This window comes from Herbihabitans rhizosphaerae (genome assembly GCF_004216555.1).
Classification (GTDB): domain Bacteria; phylum Actinomycetota; class Actinomycetes; order Mycobacteriales; family Pseudonocardiaceae; genus Herbihabitans; species Herbihabitans rhizosphaerae.
This window is the reverse complement of the sequence record NZ_SGWQ01000003.1, coordinates 637933-654311: the sequence shown is the minus strand read 5'-3', so window position 1 is coordinate 654311 and position 16379 is coordinate 637933. Positions and strand designations below refer to the sequence as shown.

Genomic DNA, 16379 nt, shown 5'->3' with positions numbered 1-16379 from the left:
GAAACCCTGAAGATCGCCCTTAGGGGCACGAAATCCTTATGGCAGCCGGAAAACCGATATGTCGCAACGGGTCTCGCACGGCACACTCGGGGTGTGGAGCGACCGAGGGAGACGTTGACCGACGGTGTCGTCACGCTGCGCCGCTGGCGCGCGGGCGACGCCGACCTCGCGTTGCGGATCGTGCTGGAGTCGATGGACCACCTGCGCCCGTGGATGGTGTGGGCGGAGGGCTACGACGCTCGCGCGGCCGCCGAGTTCGTGGCGACCTGTGAGCGCAACTGGACGTCCGGCCAGACCTTCGACTACCAGATCGTGGTGTCCGACGTGGTGGTCGGCTGTGCCTCGCTGATGCGGCGCGGTGACCCGCGCGGCATGGAGACCGGGTACTGGCTGCACCCGGCGCACACCGGCCACGGCTACGCCACGACGGCCGCGAAAGCCTTGACGGACGAGGCTTTCCGACTGTCCACAGTGGACTCGGTGGAGATCGTGCACGAGATCGAGAACCATCCGAGCGAGGCCGTCCCGCGCCGGCTCGGCTTCACCAGGATCGGCGAGGCGAAGATGGCCACGCCGCCCCCGGTGAGCAAGGACGGCATCGGCGTGGTCTGGCGGCTCGAACGGGTTACCGCCGCTTGATCGCCCGCAGCGCGAAGTGCACCTCGATCGCCGTCTGCTTGATCGTCTCGGCCACCACGAGCGACCCGTGGCCCGCCTCGTACCGGTACATCTCGTGCGGCGCGCCGCGCTCGGCCAGCCGGTCGAGGTAGTTGTCGATCTGCCTGATCGGGCAGCGCGGGTCGTTCTCACCGGCCAGGATCAGCACCGGCGCGTGCACCGCGTCCACGTAGGTGATCGGCGAGCACTCGACGTACCGCTCGTGCACCTCGTCCGGCGACCCGCCGAACAGCGCGCGGTCGAACGCCCGCAGTGGCTCCATCTCGTCGGCGTAGGCGGCCAGGTAGTCGGCGACCGGCACGCCGGCCACCCCGGCGGCCCACCGCTCGGGCTGCGTGCCGAGCGCGAGCAGGCTGAGGTACCCGCCCCAGGACGCGCCGTTCACCACGCAGTGGTCCGGGTCGGCGACGCCGGTGCTCACCGCCCAGTCGTGCACCGCGGCCACGTCGGCCAGCTCGGTCAGACCCGGCCGGCCCTCGATCGCGTCCCGCCAGACCGAGCCGTATCCGGTGGACCCCCGGTAGTTCACGTGCACCACGGCGAACCCGGCGTCCACCCACACCGCGCGGTACGCGGAGAAGCGGTCCTCGTCGGCCGAGTGCGGCCCACCGTGCAGCGCGAACACGGTCGGCAGCGGGCCGTCCACGCCGTCGGGCCGCGCGACCAAGGCGTGCACCGTGCCGTGCTCGGTCTCCACGTTCGCGTCGGTCATCGCGACCGACGCCGGCGCGCGATCACCCGGCGGCGTGAGCAGCACCCGCTCGGTGCCGGCGGTGTCCAGCGCGCGCACCATCGACGGCTCGGCCGCGTTGGACCAGGAGTACTCCACGGTCCCGTCCGGGCGCACGTGCGCCGAGCCGATCGTCCCATGTGGAGTGTCCACAGTGGACAATTCGCCGGTCGCGATGTCGAAGCGGTGCACCGTGTTGCGGCCCTGGTAGGTGTGCACGACGAGCAGTGCCGAGCCGTCCGGGTACCAGTCCGCGGCGACCTCGCCCGGCAGATCGACGGTCAGCTCGGTCTCCGTGTCGGCGACCACGTCCCAGATCAGCAGCTCCTCGCGGCCGCGCCGCTCGTGCAGCACGAGCAGCCGCTGATCACCGGAAACCGGGCTGAACCCGAGCGCGTCGAGGCCCTTGCCCTCGCCATCCCACTTCTCGGCCACCGTCGTGTTGCCGGCGGTGGACAGCACGCGCAGCGCCGGGTGCCGGTTGTCGCCGTGCTCGGAGTGCGCGATGGCCAGCAGCGACTCGTCCTTGGAGAGGCCCGCCACCCCGCCGTCGTGCTCGTTCGCGTACACGACCTCGGCTGGTTTCCCTTGGCGCGCCAGGAAGATCGTGGTGCCGTCGTCGTCGGACACACCCACCGCGTTCAGCGTCAGCCCGAGCACCGCGCCGGCCGGGTAGCCGGGCTTGTCACCCTGGACGGCGACGGTGTGCGTACCGCCGCCGAACGGCTCGCGCACCCACGAGCCGAACTCGTCGCCGTCGCTGTCGTTGAACCACCAGATGTGCTCGCCGTCCGGGGAGATCGCGGAGATCGAGGTGCCGTTCGGGCGGTCGGTGACCTTGCGGTGCTCGTCGGCAGCGCGGTCCCAGGCGTAGATCTCCCACACGCCGCTGGCGTTGGACAGGTACACGTTGCGGTCCGGCGCGTCGTCGGCCCAGTTGGGCAGCGACACGCGGGCCGCGGTGAACCTGGCTCGCCAACGTCGCTCCAGATCGGCGTCGTCGAACAGGCGGTCGGGCACTTCGGCGGCAGGGTGCGTGGTCACACCCCGATCCTGCCGCACTCCGCCGACAGCGGCACCCACAGCACCCGTCACTCATAGGCGGACGAGCATCTTGCCGACGTTGACCCCACGCAGCACGCCGAGGAACGCGTCCACGGCGTTCTCGATCCCGTCGAACACGGTCTGCTCGGTACGCAGCGTGCCGTCGGCGAGCCAGGTCGCGGCCTGCTCGATGTATTCGGGGAACATGTGCAGGTACGAGCTGACCAGAACGCCGCGAACCTCCAGCTCTTTCGTCGCGATCTTCAACAGGTTGCTCGGTCCGGGTGTCTCGCCGTTGTAATCGCTGATCGTTCCGCTGATCACGACCCGGCCGCCGACCCTCAGCGATTCGAGTGCCGCGGCCAAATGGTCGCCGCCGACGTTGTCCAGATAGAGGTCGATACCGTCCGGCGCGATCGCGGAAAGCTGATCGGAGACCGGGCCGGCCTTGTAGTCGATCGCCGCGTCGAATCTGAAATCGCTGACCAGCTTGCCGGTTTTCGCCGGCCCGCCCGCCGAACCGATCACAGTCGAGGCACCGTACTTCCGCGCGATCTGCCCTGCGACGCTCCCGACCGCGCCGGCCGCGGCCGATACGAACACCACGTCGCCCTCGCGGACCGGTGTGACCTGCGTGAACGCCGCCCACGCGGTCAACCCGGTGGTGCCGAGCGGTCCGAGGTAAGCCTCCGCCGGCGCGAGATCGGTGCTCACAACGGAGAGCATTGGATTCCCGTCGTCCACCACCGCGTACTCCCGCCAGCCCTGGAAATGGGTGACCGTCGCGCCGACGGGAATTCGCGCCGACCGCGATTCGACGACCTCGCCGACCGCGCTCCCGTCGAGCGTCGACCCGACCTCGAACGGCGCGATGTACGACTTTCCCGCGTTCATTCTGCCGCGCATGTACGGATCGACCGACATCCACGTGTTGCGCACCAGAATCTGGCCTTCCGCCGGCTTCGGAACCGATGTCTCGACCAATTCGAAGTTGTCGTGGCTTGGTATTCCGTCCGGCCGGGACGCGAGTTCGATCTCTCGGTTGTTCACCGGTTCGCCTCCGGGTTCCAGACGCCGGTGGCCGCCGTTTCCTTGATGTACTCGCCGACGTCGCGCGGCTCTCGCCCGAGCACCCGCCGCACCCCGTCGGACAGGTGCTCGTTGCGGCCCTCGGCGATCCAGCCGTGCAGTGTCACGAAGACATTGGCCACCTCCTCGGGCAGGCCGCCGGCCACGGCGTTGGCCACGAACTCCTCCTTGGACACCGGCACGTAGGCGATGTCGCGTCCGGTCGCCTCGGCGATCTCCCGCACGATGTCGCGCCAGCTGATCAACCTCGGCCCGGACAGCTCGTAGATCTGGCCCTCGTGCCCGTCCTCGGTCAGTGCCACGGCGGCGACCTCGGCGATGTCCTCGGCGTCGATGAACGGGTCCTGCCCGTCACCGGTGGCCTGCGCGATCCGTCCGTCGAGAATCGGCTGCAGCAGGAACGCCTCGGCGAAGTTCTGCACGAACCAGGTCGGCCGCAGGATCGTCCACGCCGCACCGGATTCGCGCAGCGCGCGCTCGGTGGCCAGCGCCGGCTCGCCGCCGGAGACGGCCCAGTCGCGGGCGGAGAGCAGCACCAGGCGGGAGACCCCGCGGTCCACGGCGAGCCGGGCGAACGCGCCGACCTGCTCGGGTGCCTCCGGGCTCTCCGAGTCGACCAGGTACGCGGCGGTCACGCCGTCCAGTGCCGGCGCCCAGGTCGTGCGGTCGTTCCAGTCGAACCTCGTCTCGCCGCTTCGCGATGCCGGCTTGGCCGCCGCGCCGCGCCGCCGCACGTGCTCGACCACTCGCCGTCCTGTCTTGCCGGTGCCACCAAGGACCAGTACATGTTGAGTCATACATCCAGATAACCGGCAATCATGAGCGGATGGAATGGTTGATCGACTCGGCTCGATGTCCGATCGTCTAAGCTGATCTCGTGGACGTTCTCGCCGGCCTGCTCAGCGACGTGCGCTCGGACAGCGCGCTGCTCGCCCGCACCATCCTCGAACCGCCGTGGTCGGTGCGGTTCGAGAGCCTTCCGTCGCTGTCGCTGTTGACCATGGTTCGCGGCGAGGGCTGGATCGTGCCGGACGGCGGCGAGCCGGTGCACCTGCCGACCGGCGCGGTCGCGATCGCGGTCAGCCTGCCGTCGTGCACCGCGGCCAGCTCGCCCGAGGAGGCCGGGCCGCCTCGGTATGTCATGCACGGCTCGCACGACTGCTACACCGCCGACGGTCGCGAACTCGGCGACGAGCTGGCACTCGGCGTGCGCACCTGCGGCGACAGTTTGAACGCGAGCACCGTCCTGATCACCGCCGGCTACCAGGTGCGCGGGCGGGTGTCCGACCGGCTGCTGCGCGCGCTGCCGCCGCTGCTCGTGGTGCCACCGGAGGGCGAGCACTCGCCGATCGTCGAGCTGATGACCACGGAGCTGAGTCGCGAGGAGCCCGGCCAGCAGGCGATACTCGACCGGCTGCTGGATCTCGTGCTGCTGACCGGCCTGCGCCAGTGGCTCACCCGCGAGGACGCCTGCCCGCCGAAGTGGTACCTCGCGATGAGCGATCCGGTGGTCGGCAGGACGCTGCGGCTGCTGCACGACGAGCCGGCCCGACGGTGGACGGTGGAGTCGCTGGCCGAGGAAGCGGGTGTCTCCCGGGCCACCTTCGCGCGCCGATTCACCGATCTGGTGGGTGAACCGCCGATGAGCTACCTGACCAACTGGCGGCTGTCGGTGGCGGCGGATCTGCTGCAGCGCACCGACGCGACCGTCGAATCGGTCGCCCGACAGGTCGGATACACCAGCGCGTTCGGGCTCAGCGTGGCGTTCAAGCGAGTGCATGGCACCCGCCCCAGCGAGCTGCGCTCTTAAGCTGTTCCCAATTTGCGTGGGTGGTTACTTAGGGCACGCCCAGGCGGCGATCTACGGCGTTGGCGTCCGCTCGAGTATGCCCAATACGAGTCGCTCCCATCACACGACCCGATGTAGCTCAGCTCATCCACCTGGACGCGCCCGGTGGGTCACCCTGCGAGGACGGACAAAGACACCTCGAAACAAGGCCTAGCCGACCTGGCGCATCGGGTAGCGGTCCCTGATCCGCTCGTTGAAGAACCGGCCGGGGCTGGAGGAGTCCATCAGCTCGGCGAACACGCTGCGTGGCACGACGAAGTAGTGGTAGACGTCGGTCGAGCTGAACTCGATCTCGAGGACCTTGCTGTCCTTGTCGTAGCCGATGGAGCGCAGCACAGACGACTTCACGGGCTTGCGCTTCATGGTTCAAGCCTGCCATGGCGATCGGCTGTGGCACAGTCCGTGACATGCCAGAACACTCCGGTGACTTCGATATTCACCTGACTGTCTCAGCGCGGCGCGACGTGTCGCTGGACGCGCTCGCGGACAGGTACGGGTTGAAGCTCACGCACATCGTGCTGGACCGCGGCCGGTTGCCGTCGCAGCCGATGCTGAGCCGTACCGGGAGCGGCACGCTCGCCGAGCAGATCTCCGCCGCGGAGGCGTTGCGGACGGCGATGCGGGCCGACGGCGTGTCGGTGAACCGGATCAAGATCGAGGCGGCGCCGTGGAACCCCGGCGTGCCGGAGACACCAGAGGCGGTGATCGCGGAACCGCGCGGCCGGTATTTCGAGCACCACGTGAAGCTGCTGCTGCCGGACGCCGAGCTGGATCGCATTCTGGCGTTGACCGATCTGGTGGTCCCGCATGGCGCGCGGCCGTCCCGCAACGCGCGCCGAAAGCGATCGGACGGGCGCGACGAGCGGTTCGTCACGCAACGCTGTTTCGGTGTCCCGTTGCCCGAGGCGACATCGCGGCTCGACGCGCTGCTGTCGGCATTGCGCGACGCCGGCCACGAGATTCTGGAATTCGAACAGGAATACGTCGTGCACGACGATCACCTGTGGCTGGACGACGGGTGGATCGACCCGCCGCGATCGGCCACCGCCGTGGGCGAGAACCAGACGGGAATCGTGCCGGCCGGTCGCCAGGGTTATCCGTCGACATATCAGCCGGTGTACGGTGACGACGTGGCTCAGCGCGCGGCCTTCGATCCGGCGTTGAAGCAGTTCATGAACGCTTTCCGGGCCGGCGAGCCGGTGTTCGCCGATGCCGATGCCGGCCGCCGGTGGCTGGCCGCCCGCCGTGCCGCGATGACACATGTGCTGTCCATTATCGTCGCGTCGGAGTGGGCGAACTCGTTGGTGCTGCGCGGAAGCGTGACGATGCGCTCCTGGTTCGGCGACGCGGCGCGCGAGCCCGGCGACCTGGACTTCGTGGTGTTGCCGTTCTCCCGCCACATCCACGCCCCGGAGTCGGCCGCGATGCTCGACGGAATCGTCGCCGCGGTGCGCGCCAATCCCGCCGGCCTGCGTCCCGACGAGGTGAAGGTCGAGGACATCTGGACCTACGAACGCGCCGACGGCCGCCGCCTGGTGTTCCCGTTCACCGGCGATCCGGACGGAGCGGTACAACTCGATTTCGTCTTCAACGAATTCCTCCCCATTCCACCCGAGCCGATCACCGTGCCCGGCATTTCCGACACCATGCTCGCCGCCACTCCCGCCCTGTCGCTCGCCTGGAAACTGCTCTGGCTCGAAACCGACATGTATCCGCAAGGCAAGGACCTCTACGACGCCGTCCTACTCGCCGAACACACCACGATTTCCCGTAGCATCGTTGTCGACCTCCTCCGCCCCGAACTCGGCGCCGAAGCCGACGGTTTCGGCCACGAATCCGTCCTCGCCTGGGACGTCGACTGGGAAAACTTCCGCACCGAATACCCCACAATCACCGGCGAAGGCGAACAATGGAAACGCCGACTCGCCCGCACCCTCGAAACAATGTGGCGCCCATGAGGGCGCCCCGCGCCCGAATAGGGCGAATAGGACGCACCACGCTGGTTGGTGACCCGGTAGGAACGTGGGGGTCCGGGGGGCTCGGCCCCCCGGGAATAATGAAGGGCGACGCGGTCTGCGCTTTCCGCAGACACACGTCGCCCGAGCCCGTCGGGGTGACAGGATTTGAACCTGCGACTTCTTCGTCCCGAACGAAGCGCGCTACCAAGCTGCGCCACACCCCGGTGGTGCACCGATCGTTCTCGGTGACCGCGGGAGAGTCTAGCGGACGTGCGCGCTGGCTCCGAATCGGGCACGGCGTCGGCCGTTGTGCAGGTCGGACAGCGGTGTCTCGCGTGGCACGAGGGTGAGCAGACTGGCCTCCGGTGGGCACGCGAATCGCACTGGGGCGTAAGGAGAAGTGCCGAGTCCGGCGGACACGTGCAGCCACATGTCCGCACCCCACCGGGACGCGCCGCGGGCCCGCGAGCGGTCCAGGTCGCAGTTGGTCACCAGCGCCCCGTAGCCCGGCACGCGCAGTTGTCCGCCGTGGGTGTGGCCGGCCAGCACGAGGTCGTAGCCGTCCTGGGCGAACGCGTCCAGCACGCGCGGCTCCGGCGAGTGGGTGAGGCCCAGCCGCAGGGTCGCCGAGCGGTCGGGCTTGCCGGCGATGTCGGAGTACCGGTCGCGCCGCAGGTGCGGGTCGTCGATGCCGGCGATGGCGACGTTCTGCCCGTCGATGGTGAGCAGCCGCCGAACGTGCGTCAGGTCGTGCCAGCCGCGCTCGATCATGGCCGCGCGCAGGTCCCGCCAGGGCAGCGGCACGCCGTGGATGCGCTTCTCGCTGGGGAACAGGTAGCGCGCCGGGTTCTTCGGCTTGGGCGCGTAGTAGTCGTTGCTGCCGAACACGAACACGCCGGGCCGGTTGAGCAGCGGGCCGAGCGCGCGCAGCACGGAGGGCACGGCGCTGCGGTGCGCGAGGTTGTCCCCGGTGTTGACCACGAGGTCCGGGTCGAGCCGGTCCAGCTCGGCGACCCAGCGCTGCTTGGACTGCTGACCAGGCATCATGTGCAGGTCGGACAGGTGGAGGATGCGCAGCGGCCGGGCACCGGCGGGCAGCACGGGGAGGCTGGCTTCGCGCAGCGTCCACCGTCTGCGCTCGATGCCCGCTGCGTAGGCGACGGCGGCGGCACCCATCGCGGTGCCGCTGAGAGCGATTCGACGTACGGTCTGTCCCACACTGGTCACACTACGAGGGTATGCCGTAACTACGCAGTGACACAGATCCGTTATCGGCTTGTAGCGGAGGGTAATGTTCACCACATGTCCGATTTGAAGGCACGACTGCAGGCCGACATGACCGCCGCGTTGAAGAAGCGCGACCAGGTGACACTCGGCGCGTTGCGGATGGCGATCGCCGCCGTGCGCACCGAGGAGGTGGCCGGGAAGGTCGCGCGCGAGCTGGGTGACGACGAGATCATGAAGGTGCTCACCCGCGAGGTGAAGAAGCGCAAGGAGGCCGCCGAGGCGTTCGACGGTGCCGGCCGCGCGGAGCAGGCCGCCACCGAGCGCGCCGAGTCGGAGGTGCTGTCCGCGTACCTGCCGGCGCAGTTGGACGACGCGGCGCTCGGCGAGATCGTGGACGCCGCGGTGGCCGAGGTCGCCGAGCAGACCGGTGAGCGGCCGGGGCCGAAACAGATGGGTCAGGTCATGAAGATCGCCAACGCGAAGGTGGCCGGACGGGCCGAGGGCGGTCGGGTGGCCGGCGTGGTGAAGGCCCGCTTGACGAGCTAGCGCGGGCACATGTCCTGGGTGACGACCTTGCTGTCCGGGAACTCGGCCCGCAGCTGCGGCTCGACCTGCTTGGAGGTCGTGTTCTCGCGCACGACCAGCAGGACCGACGCGGGCAGCGACTCGGGCCGGGCCGTTTTCAGCAGGTCCGGCTGGTTGGCGAAGATCCGCTTGAACTCCTCCCACGACTCGGCGCGGGTGCGGGGTTTGACGCTCTCGAAGCGGGGGTCTTCGCCCAGGCGGGTCGCCGCCGCGCGCATCCGATCGTCGGTGTCGGCGCCGTCGAAGTGGACGGTGACACCGCGGATGCACCGGTCGTAGTCCGCCGGTGAGAGCCGGACGAATCCGTCCGGCTGGTACGGCTCGGCCATCGTCTCGGGGTCGCCGGCCCAGATGAGCGCGCCGATGCCGAAGCCGACACCGGCGGCGAGCACCAGGGCGACGGCGAATACCCACCACGGCAGGCCTCGCCGCGGTGGGACCACCGCGGGTGTTTCCTCTGTCACCGCGCCAGTTTGGCACGGGTGGCCCGGGACCTCACCCGTGCTCGTGCAGCAGTTCGTCGAGGAATCCAGCGGCCTCGGCGGCGGCGCGATCGGGATCCCGCGCGGCGATCGCCTCGACGAGTCCGCCGTGGCCGACGTGCTCGACGACCGTGCCCTCGGCGATGTCCTTCTCCGAGGTCGCGGCCACGCTTCCGGCTACCACCTCGGAGATGCCGCGGTACAGCTCGGTGAGCAGCTCGTTGTGGCCGGCGCGCACCACGGCCAGGTGGAACTCGGCGTCGGCGCGCACGAACTCCTCGAACTTCCTGGCGTGCCCGGCCGCGTCGCGCCTGGTGAGCAGTTCGGTCACCTGGCGCAGTTCGGCGTCGGTGCGCGCGACCGCCGCCAGCCGGGCCGCCTCGACCTCGAGCGCGCGGCGAACCTGCAGCGCCTCGCGCAGTTCGGACCCGCACAGGCTGCGCACGGCCCCGGATACCTCGCTGGTCGCCGTGACGTAGGTGCCGTCGCCCTGGCGGACCTCGAGCAGGCCGCTGTGGGCGAGCGCGCGCACGGCCTCCCGGACGGTGTTGCGGCCGACGCCGAGCGTGGTGGCCAGCTCCGCCTCGGTCGGGATGCGCTCCCCGAGCGCCCATTCACCGGTGGTGATCGCCGATCTCACCTGCTCGATCACCTGCTCGACGAGCCCAGCACGGCGCGTTGTGGCCAACGGCACGGATAGATCCCTTCATCCAATCATCCTACGTATGACACAGTACAAACATGAGAGATTCAGCGGCTGTCTCCGAACGCTCTCTCAGTCATGGTCTCGAACTTGAGCTGGACGGCGCTACGGAGGACATCGGCGGCCGTGTCTCCGCCGTCACGGGCGGCACGCTGCTGGCCGTCGCCGTGGTGCTCACCGCGGTGAACCTGCGTCCGGCGATCACCAGCGTCGGCGCGCTGCTGGACAAGGCGCGCGACTCACTCGACGCCTCGACGAGCTGGGCCGCCGTGCTGACCACGATCCCCGGCCTGTGCTTCGCCGTCGCCGGTCTCGCCGCGCCCGTGCTCGCGCGGCGGATCGGACAGACCACCGCGATCGGGCTGGCGCTCGCCGTGCTCAGCGGCGGGCTGGTGCTACGCGTGCTGGACGGTCCGCTGGTCGTGCTCGGCGGAACGCTCGCCGCCACCGCCGGGATCGCGCTGGCCAACGTGCTGGTTCCGGTCGTGGTGAAGTCGTCCTTCCCGGCCAGGGTCGGCCTGATGACCGGCGTGTACACGGCCGCGTTGCAGGGCGGCGGCGCGCTCGGGTCGACGTTCACGCCGCCGCTGGACGACGCGCTGGGTGGCTGGCGGCAGGCGCTCGGCGCGTGGGCGGTGCTGGCGCTGGTCGCGCTCGTCGTCTGGGTGTTCGCCACCCGGCGGCCGGCCGGCGCGGAGCGGGCCGAGCAGCCGGAACGGCCCGGTCGTTCGCTGTTGCGCAGCCCGCTGGCCTGGGCGGTCACCGCGTTCTTCGGGTTGCAGGCGCTGCTCGCGTACGTGGTGATGGGCTGGCTGCCGCAGGTGCTGATGGACGCCGGCGTGACCAGGGCCGGCGCCGGGCTGCTGCTCGGGCTGGTGTCGGTGATCGCGGTGCCGATCAGCCTGGTGGTGCCGGCGCTGGCGGCGCGCCAGGGCGGACAGAGCCGCTGGATCGTCGGGCTTGGCGTGTTCGGGCTCAGCGGGTTGCTCGGGCTGATCGCCGCGCCGTCGTGGTCGCCGCTGCTGTGGTCGATCTTCATCGGCCTGGGGATGAGCGTGTTCTCGCTCGTGCTGACCGTGATCGCGCTGCGGGCGCGCACGGCGGAGGACACCGCGGCGCTGTCCGGCATGGCGCAGGGCTTCGGCTACCTGCTCGCCGCGGTCGGGCCGTTCGTGTTCGGCCTGCTGCACGAGGCCAGCGGCGGGTGGACGGTGCCGCTGATGATGCTGTTCGGCGTGCTCGTGGTGCAGATGATCTTCGGCGCGATCGCCGGGCGTGACCGGTACGTGTGATCACGTGTCGGCCAGCGTGTTCCAGAACATCAGCTCGTAGCTCTGGAACAGCCGGCCGTACCGGCGGGCCCTGCGCTCGTCGAGCCGGCCGGTGTCGATTCCGGCCTGCACGGCGGCGACGGCCTGATCCTCCACATCGGGCACCGGAACGGCGAAGAAATCGAAGAACGCGCAGGCTTCCGCGTCGAATTCATAACGCTCTCGCATGGCGATCGCGATTCTGGAGCAGTAGTCGCCCCAGGCGCTGAAATTCGCCACCACACCGATCACGACATCGCATGGTTCGCCGTTCAGCGCGAGCCACGCGAAGTACGACGGGTACGCCTGACACCCGGCGCGCGGCTCGTAGTCGTCCAACTCCTGCTCGGTCATCCCGGCGGCCAGGGCGAGCGCCGGCAGCTTGCCCAGCGCGAGCGATTCCCCTTGTGCCACACCGGAAAACCACGCACGGGCGGTCGGCTCCCCGGCGCGCGTGGCAAGCTGGAGACAACTGCGCCAGTCGCTGCGCACGATGTGCGTCTCCTCGGCCGCGATCGCCGCGAACACGGCACGGTCCGCCGCACCGCTCTCGATCAGCGGCACGAGCCGGTTGTCACTCTCCGCCGGCGCCAGTTCGGCACGAATTGATCGCAACAGTTCACGCGCGTCACTCGTATCACTGCCCACGCACGACGATCTTACGTGTGACCGAGCGAGAATTACCCCAGACGCCGGGACTGAGACCCTCCGACTTGCGGATCTCCGGACCTGACTGTCTCCTCGTGTTCTTCTGGTCGGTGATCGTGGCAGCGGCGGTGCTCGTCGTCGGAATCGTCGTCTTCTTCGACCAGGTGAGGGACCAGATGAGGTCAGTGCCACCGGAAGAGTCGCGAGGTATCCACACGGGGGCGTCCGAGGCCTACACGCGGCTGGGCCTGCTGCGGCCGCCGCCCGACGACGTCGCGTTCACGGCGAAATTCGGTGCCAGGCCTGGCGCGGCGTCCACGCCCGGTGACGAACGCTGCTACCACTTCGAGGTGGTCAGGCAGCCGGCGTCGACCCGGCGTGCGGATGCGCGAGGTGACGCCGTGCGGGTAGCCCGGCCTACGGCGGGCCGCCGGGGTTGCCGTTGCCGGGTCTGCCGCCCGGGCCCTGGCCAGGCGGTATCACCGGGATGGTGAAGCCCGGCGGGGGTGTGCCACCAGGTGGCGGCGTGCCACCTGGCGGTGGCTGACCACCCGGCGGCGGGACGACGGTGCCCGGCGGTGGCGGCAACGGCGGCGGCACGTAGCCGGTGCTCACCTGGATGGTGATCGTGTCGCCCGGCAGCGCCGACCGCGGGGTCTGACCCACGACCGTGCCCTTCTTCCTCGGGCTGTTGCGGTCCTTGGCGACCACGTTGTAGCCGGCGGCCTTCAACTCGTTGGTGGCGTCGCCCTGGCTCTTGCCGACCACGTTGGGCACCTTGATCTCCTGGCCGCCGTCCACGTATCTCGGATCGGGCGGCGGCAGCCCGAGGTCGGGCTGGCCTTCCATGATCTTGGTCATCGCGTCGAACCAGGTGCGCGCCGGCACCTTGCCGCCGAAGATGTTGCCCTCCGAACAGTTCGTGGGCGGACCGTCGCCGGGGTTGTCGCAGATGCCGCCCTGCCACGGCGGCCCGTCCTTGAAGGTGAGGACCGCGCCGGCCATCTGCTTCACCGCGCCGACGAACCCGGCGGACTTGTTGTCGTTCGTCGTGCCGGTCTTGCCGAGCATCGGACGGGTCCACTTGGCCCTGTTGGCCGCCTGGTGTGCGGTGCCGCCGAGCAGGTCGTCCTTGCTCATGCCGACGGCCAGCGTGTTGGCCAGTTGGGGAGACACCGCCTCCTCGCACGGCTCCTCGTTGATCGCGACCGGCTTGCCGTAGCGGTCCTTCACGTCGGCCAGCGGGGTCGGTGGGCACCAGGTGCCCTCGCTCATCAGCGTCGCCGCCACGTTCGCCAGCTCCAGCGTGCTCACCGGCGAGACGCCGAGGGTGAACGACGGGTTGCCCGGGCTGTTCGCGTTGCTCTTGAAGTTGGCCGTCTGCGCCACCTTGTCGTGCTGGTCCTTGGCGTCGGGATCCGGTGCTCGGCCGCGGTTGTTGGACGCCATGGTGTCGCGCAGCCCGAGGCGGCTGGCCATGTCGACGGCGAGGTCCATCATTCCGGCGCGCTCGAGCATGATCACGAACGCGGTGTTCGGCGACTTCGCCAGGGCGTCCTGCAGGCTCATGTTGCCGCCGGAACCCGAGTTCTTCAGGCAGTACCACCGCGCTCCGTAGCGTCCGGCGGACGGACACGATGTCGCGCCGTTCTTGAAGACGTTGGACACGTGGAAGTCGGGCGCGGTGACCTGGTTGTTGATCCCCATGCCCTTTTCCAGCGCCGCCGCCGCGGTGAAGATCTTGTAGATCGACCCGGCGCCGAACTGGTTCGAGTACACCTCGCTGGGCAGGCCGTAGGTGGTCTCGCCGGATCGCGCGTCGAGGCCGTAGTTGCGGTTCGCGGCGAGCGCGGTGACCTCGTGCCGGTCTTTGCCCGGCCGCACGAGCGCCATGGTGTTGGCGATGCCGCGCACGCTCTGCGGCACCTCCTGCAGCACCGCGCGGCGCGCCTCGTCGTTGGACTTGCGGTCCAGCGTGGTCTTGATCGTGTACCCGCCGGTCTGGATCTGGTCCTTGCTGAACCCGATCTTCTGCAGGTAGTCGTACACGTACTGGCAGAAGAACCCGTAGGCCTCACCCGCGCCGACGCACGAGCTGGCCGGCTTGCGCACCTGCGGCAGGATGCCGAGCGGCTCCTTCATGTAGGCGTCGCCCTGCTCCGGCGTGATCGCCCTGTTCTGCACCATCTGGTGGATCACGAAGTTGCGGCGGTTGAGCGCCTCGGGCGCGTGCTTCCACGGGTTGTTCGCGATCGGGTTGTTGACCATGCCGGCGAGCAGCGCGCCCTGCGGCACGGTCAGCTTGTCCGACGTGGTGCCGAAGTACGCCTGCGCGGCCGCGCCCACGCCGTACACCTGCTCGGCGAACTCCACCACGTTGAGGTAACCCGTGATGATGTCCTCCTTGGACATCTTCTGCTCCAGTTGCACGGCGATCCGCGCTTCCTTGAGCTTTCGGGTGACGGTCGGCTCCTGTGCCTTCTTCTGCTCGACCCTCTTCTCCGGCGAGTCGCCCCGGTGCACGACGTTGATCAGGTAGTTCTTCACGTACTGCTGGGTCAGCGTCGAGCCGCCCTGCGTGTCGCCCGAGGTCTGGTTGGTGATCGCGGCGCGGATGGTGCCCTTCCAGTCCACGCCCTGGTGCTCGTAGAACCGGCGGTCCTCCACGGCGATCAGCGCGGCCTTCATGGCCGGTGAGATCTGCTCGGCGGTGACCGGGATGCGGTACTGGTCGTACAGGTACGCGATCGGCGTGCCGCCGCTGTCGGTGACCGTGCTGATCAGCGGCACGTCGGTGGTGATCAGGTCGGCGGAGATGCTGTCGATCGTGTCGCTGGCTCGGTTGGACACCACCCCCAGCGCCCCCACGACGGGGAACAGCATGCCGGCGACGAGTACACCGGCGAGGAGACAAAGCCCGACAAGCCGCACTAGCCCGGATCCAAGACGCACGGCAACAGAGTACGCGTCGCGTCCGAAAACCGTCGTCAGCGCCGGATCGGCGGGCGGCGATGTGTAACGGGTCTGTATCCCGGTGTCAAGCGTGGAACCGATAACCCCTAAAGTCCGTCGATGTCTGACGACAGGGGCCGAACACCGGGTTGCCGGTGGGAGGCACCTCGATGCCGGGGGGTATCGGGGTTGAGGGTCGCGACGACGCTAGGAGCCGGGGGGTCATTATGACTGACCAGCAGGATTGGCGAGTTCGCGCTTCTTGCCGCGACGAGGATCCAGATGGGCTCTTCGTGCGGGGGGCAGAGCAGCGAAAGGCGAAGCTCGTATGCATCGCCTGTCCGGTACGGACCGAGTGCCTCGCCGAGGCTTTGGACAACCGCGTCGAGTTCGGCGTATGGGGCGGAATGACGGAGCGGGAGCGCCGTGCGCTGCTGCGACGGCGTCCCGACGTCACCTCGTGGAGAGAGCTGTTGTCCGCCGCCCGTCAAGACGCTCTCGGAGAGTTCGAGGACGAACGGGTCGGCTGATCATCGACGGCTGTAACGGAGGCCCACGGCGCTGCCATGTGCGAGCGTCGTGGTCTCCGTCAGCCGCCAACTCGTCTCGGCGATGCCGTCCGGCCACAGCCGCAGGCCGCCGCCGAGCAGCACCGGGGCCACGAAGAATCGCAGCTCGTCCAGCAGATCGGCGCGCAGCAGCGCCTGGATGACGCTCGCGCTGTTCAGCACCAGGACGTCCCTGCCCTCGGCCTGCTTGAGCGCCCGCACCTCCTGCTCGAGGTCGCGCGCGATCCGCGAGTTCTCCCACGGCGCGTGCTCGAGCGTTCGGGAGACGACCACCTTCTCCACGCTGTCCAGCCAGCGGCCGAGGTCCCTCGTGCGCGGATCGGTGGCCGGGTCGCGGGTGATGCCGGGCCACACGGAGTGGAAGCCCTCGTAGTTCGTCCTCCCCGTCAACGCGGTGTCCGCCCCGCGCCACACGCCCTCGAAGTAGGCCAAGATCTCCTCGCGCATGGCCTGTTCGTGCAGCCACGTGTCGTGCGCCGGGCCGTTCGGGCCGCTGGTGTAGCCGTCCAGCGAGAGGCCGGCCCAGGCGACGATCCGGCGAGTCCGCTCCGACAT

General features: G+C 69.3%; 16 protein-coding genes and 1 tRNA gene. 6 read left to right on the top strand and 11 right to left on the bottom strand.

Translation table 11 applies throughout. The features are described 5' to 3' along the window. The first annotated feature begins 93 nt into the window (after positions 1–93). The gene (locus EV193_RS12805) at positions 94–639 is read left to right on the top strand and encodes a GNAT family N-acetyltransferase (protein WP_130344247.1); all 546 of its coding nucleotides are present in this window, start codon (positions 94–96) and stop codon (positions 637–639) included. On the opposite strand, the gene EV193_RS12800 is transcribed toward EV193_RS12805, so the two are convergent. From EV193_RS12800 to EV193_RS12790, 3 genes are read right to left on the bottom strand one after another with little or no spacing between them, the layout of a single operon-like run. Beyond that, positions 626–2452, bottom strand: coding sequence for a S9 family peptidase (locus EV193_RS12800; RefSeq protein ID WP_130344246.1), 1827 nt, complete (start codon positions 2450–2452; stop codon positions 626–628). The genes EV193_RS12805 and EV193_RS12800 overlap by 14 nt on opposite strands. Before the next feature lie 51 nt (positions 2453–2503). Then, on the bottom strand, positions 2504–3502 hold the full coding sequence (locus EV193_RS12795) for an NADP-dependent oxidoreductase (protein ID WP_207222600.1): 999 nt from the start codon (positions 3500–3502) through the stop codon (positions 2504–2506). After that, the gene (locus EV193_RS12790) at positions 3499–4338 is read right to left on the bottom strand and encodes an NAD(P)H-binding protein (protein WP_130344244.1); all 840 of its coding nucleotides are present in this window, start codon (positions 4336–4338) and stop codon (positions 3499–3501) included. The genes EV193_RS12795 and EV193_RS12790 overlap by 4 nt, the downstream gene beginning before the upstream one ends. Before the next feature lie 80 nt (positions 4339–4418). Between EV193_RS12790 and EV193_RS12785 the strand changes: the two genes are divergently transcribed. After that, positions 4419–5351 carry a helix-turn-helix transcriptional regulator gene (locus EV193_RS12785; RefSeq protein ID WP_130344243.1) on the top strand — a complete coding sequence of 311 codons (933 nt, stop codon included), beginning with the start codon at positions 4419–4421 and terminating at the stop codon, positions 5349–5351. A 189-nt stretch (positions 5352–5540) separates the two neighbouring features. Here EV193_RS12785 and EV193_RS12780 read toward each other — a convergent pair whose 3' ends face one another. Further along, complete coding sequence (locus tag EV193_RS12780) at positions 5541–5753, bottom strand: KTSC domain-containing protein (protein ID WP_130344242.1); 213 nt, start codon at positions 5751–5753, stop codon at positions 5541–5543. Between the two features lie 44 nt (positions 5754–5797). On the opposite strand from EV193_RS12780, the gene EV193_RS12775 reads away from it, so the two are divergent. Next, positions 5798–7348, top strand: a complete 1551-nt coding sequence (locus EV193_RS12775; protein WP_130344241.1) for a nucleotidyl transferase AbiEii/AbiGii toxin family protein — start codon at positions 5798–5800, stop codon at positions 7346–7348. A gap of 150 nt (positions 7349–7498) precedes the next feature. On the opposite strand, the gene EV193_RS12770 is transcribed toward EV193_RS12775, so the two are convergent. Together EV193_RS12770 and EV193_RS12765 are read right to left on the bottom strand one after the other, a co-directional pair. Next, positions 7499–7572: transfer RNA gene (locus EV193_RS12770), tRNA-Pro, on the bottom strand. A 37-nt stretch (positions 7573–7609) separates the two neighbouring features. Continuing rightward, on the bottom strand, positions 7610–8524 hold the full coding sequence (locus EV193_RS12765; protein WP_130344412.1) for a metallophosphoesterase: 915 nt from the start codon (positions 8522–8524) through the stop codon (positions 7610–7612). Positions 8525–8650: 126 nt separating this feature from the next. Here EV193_RS12765 and EV193_RS12760 point away from each other — a divergent pair, with 126 nt between their 5' ends. Further along, positions 8651–9121 carry a GatB/YqeY domain-containing protein gene (locus tag EV193_RS12760; RefSeq protein WP_130344240.1) on the top strand — a complete coding sequence of 157 codons (471 nt, stop codon included), beginning with the start codon at positions 8651–8653 and terminating at the stop codon, positions 9119–9121. Here EV193_RS12760 and EV193_RS12755 read toward each other — a convergent pair. Together EV193_RS12755 and EV193_RS12750 are read right to left on the bottom strand one after the other, a co-directional pair. Then, positions 9118–9624 (bottom strand): permease-like cell division protein FtsX, encoded by a 507-nt coding sequence (locus tag EV193_RS12755; RefSeq protein ID WP_130344239.1) that lies wholly within the window; start codon positions 9622–9624, stop codon positions 9118–9120. The two genes, EV193_RS12760 and EV193_RS12755, sit on opposite strands and share 4 nt — an antisense overlap. 31 nt (positions 9625–9655) lie before the next feature. Then, positions 9656–10336, bottom strand: coding sequence for a FadR/GntR family transcriptional regulator (locus EV193_RS12750; RefSeq protein ID WP_130344238.1), 681 nt, complete (start codon positions 10334–10336; stop codon positions 9656–9658). A gap of 47 nt (positions 10337–10383) precedes the next feature. Between EV193_RS12750 and EV193_RS12745 the strand changes: the two genes are divergently transcribed. Beyond that, positions 10384–11637, top strand: a complete 1254-nt coding sequence (locus tag EV193_RS12745; RefSeq protein WP_130344237.1) for a CynX/NimT family MFS transporter — start codon at positions 10384–10386, stop codon at positions 11635–11637. Here the strand turns inward: EV193_RS12745 and EV193_RS12740 are convergent, their stop codons facing one another. Together EV193_RS12740 and EV193_RS12735 are read right to left on the bottom strand one after the other, a co-directional pair. Beyond that, on the bottom strand, positions 11638–12303 hold the full coding sequence (locus EV193_RS12740) for a thiaminase II/PqqC family protein (protein ID WP_242613330.1): 666 nt from the start codon (positions 12301–12303) through the stop codon (positions 11638–11640). Positions 12304–12720: 417 nt separating this feature from the next. Continuing rightward, positions 12721–15255: a penicillin-binding protein gene (locus tag EV193_RS12735; RefSeq protein ID WP_130344236.1), complete on the bottom strand. Its 2535-nt coding sequence runs from the start codon at positions 15253–15255 to the stop codon at positions 12721–12723. 227 nt (positions 15256–15482) lie between these two features. On the opposite strand from EV193_RS12735, the gene EV193_RS12730 reads away from it, so the two are divergent. Continuing rightward, positions 15483–15785, top strand: coding sequence for a WhiB family transcriptional regulator (locus EV193_RS12730; RefSeq protein WP_165401329.1), 303 nt, complete (start codon positions 15483–15485; stop codon positions 15783–15785). Here the strand turns inward: EV193_RS12730 and EV193_RS12725 are convergent, their stop codons facing one another. Continuing rightward, positions 15786–16379 carry a dihydrofolate reductase family protein gene (locus tag EV193_RS12725; RefSeq protein ID WP_130344235.1) on the bottom strand — a complete coding sequence of 198 codons (594 nt, stop codon included), beginning with the start codon at positions 16377–16379 and terminating at the stop codon, positions 15786–15788.

Coding starts and splice junctions, on each gene's coding strand:
- EV193_RS12730 (WP_165401329.1), top strand. CDS start 15,483: ATGACTGACCAGCAGGATTGGCGAGTTCGCGCTTCTTGCCGCGACGAG.
- EV193_RS12775 (WP_130344241.1), top strand. CDS start 5,798: ATGCCAGAACACTCCGGTGACTTCGATATTCACCTGACTGTCTCAGCG.
- EV193_RS12760 (WP_130344240.1), top strand. CDS start 8,651: ATGTCCGATTTGAAGGCACGACTGCAGGCCGACATGACCGCCGCGTTG.
- EV193_RS12765 (WP_130344412.1), bottom strand. CDS start 8,524: ATGGGTGCCGCCGCCGTCGCCTACGCAGCGGGCATCGAGCGCAGACGG.
- EV193_RS12780 (WP_130344242.1), bottom strand. CDS start 5,753: ATGAAGCGCAAGCCCGTGAAGTCGTCTGTGCTGCGCTCCATCGGCTAC.
- EV193_RS12725 (WP_130344235.1), bottom strand. CDS start 16,379: ATGTCGGAGCGGACTCGCCGGATCGTCGCCTGGGCCGGCCTCTCGCTG.
- EV193_RS12790 (WP_130344244.1), bottom strand. CDS start 4,338: ATGACTCAACATGTACTGGTCCTTGGTGGCACCGGCAAGACAGGACGG.
- EV193_RS12745 (WP_130344237.1), top strand. CDS start 10,384: ATGAGAGATTCAGCGGCTGTCTCCGAACGCTCTCTCAGTCATGGTCTC.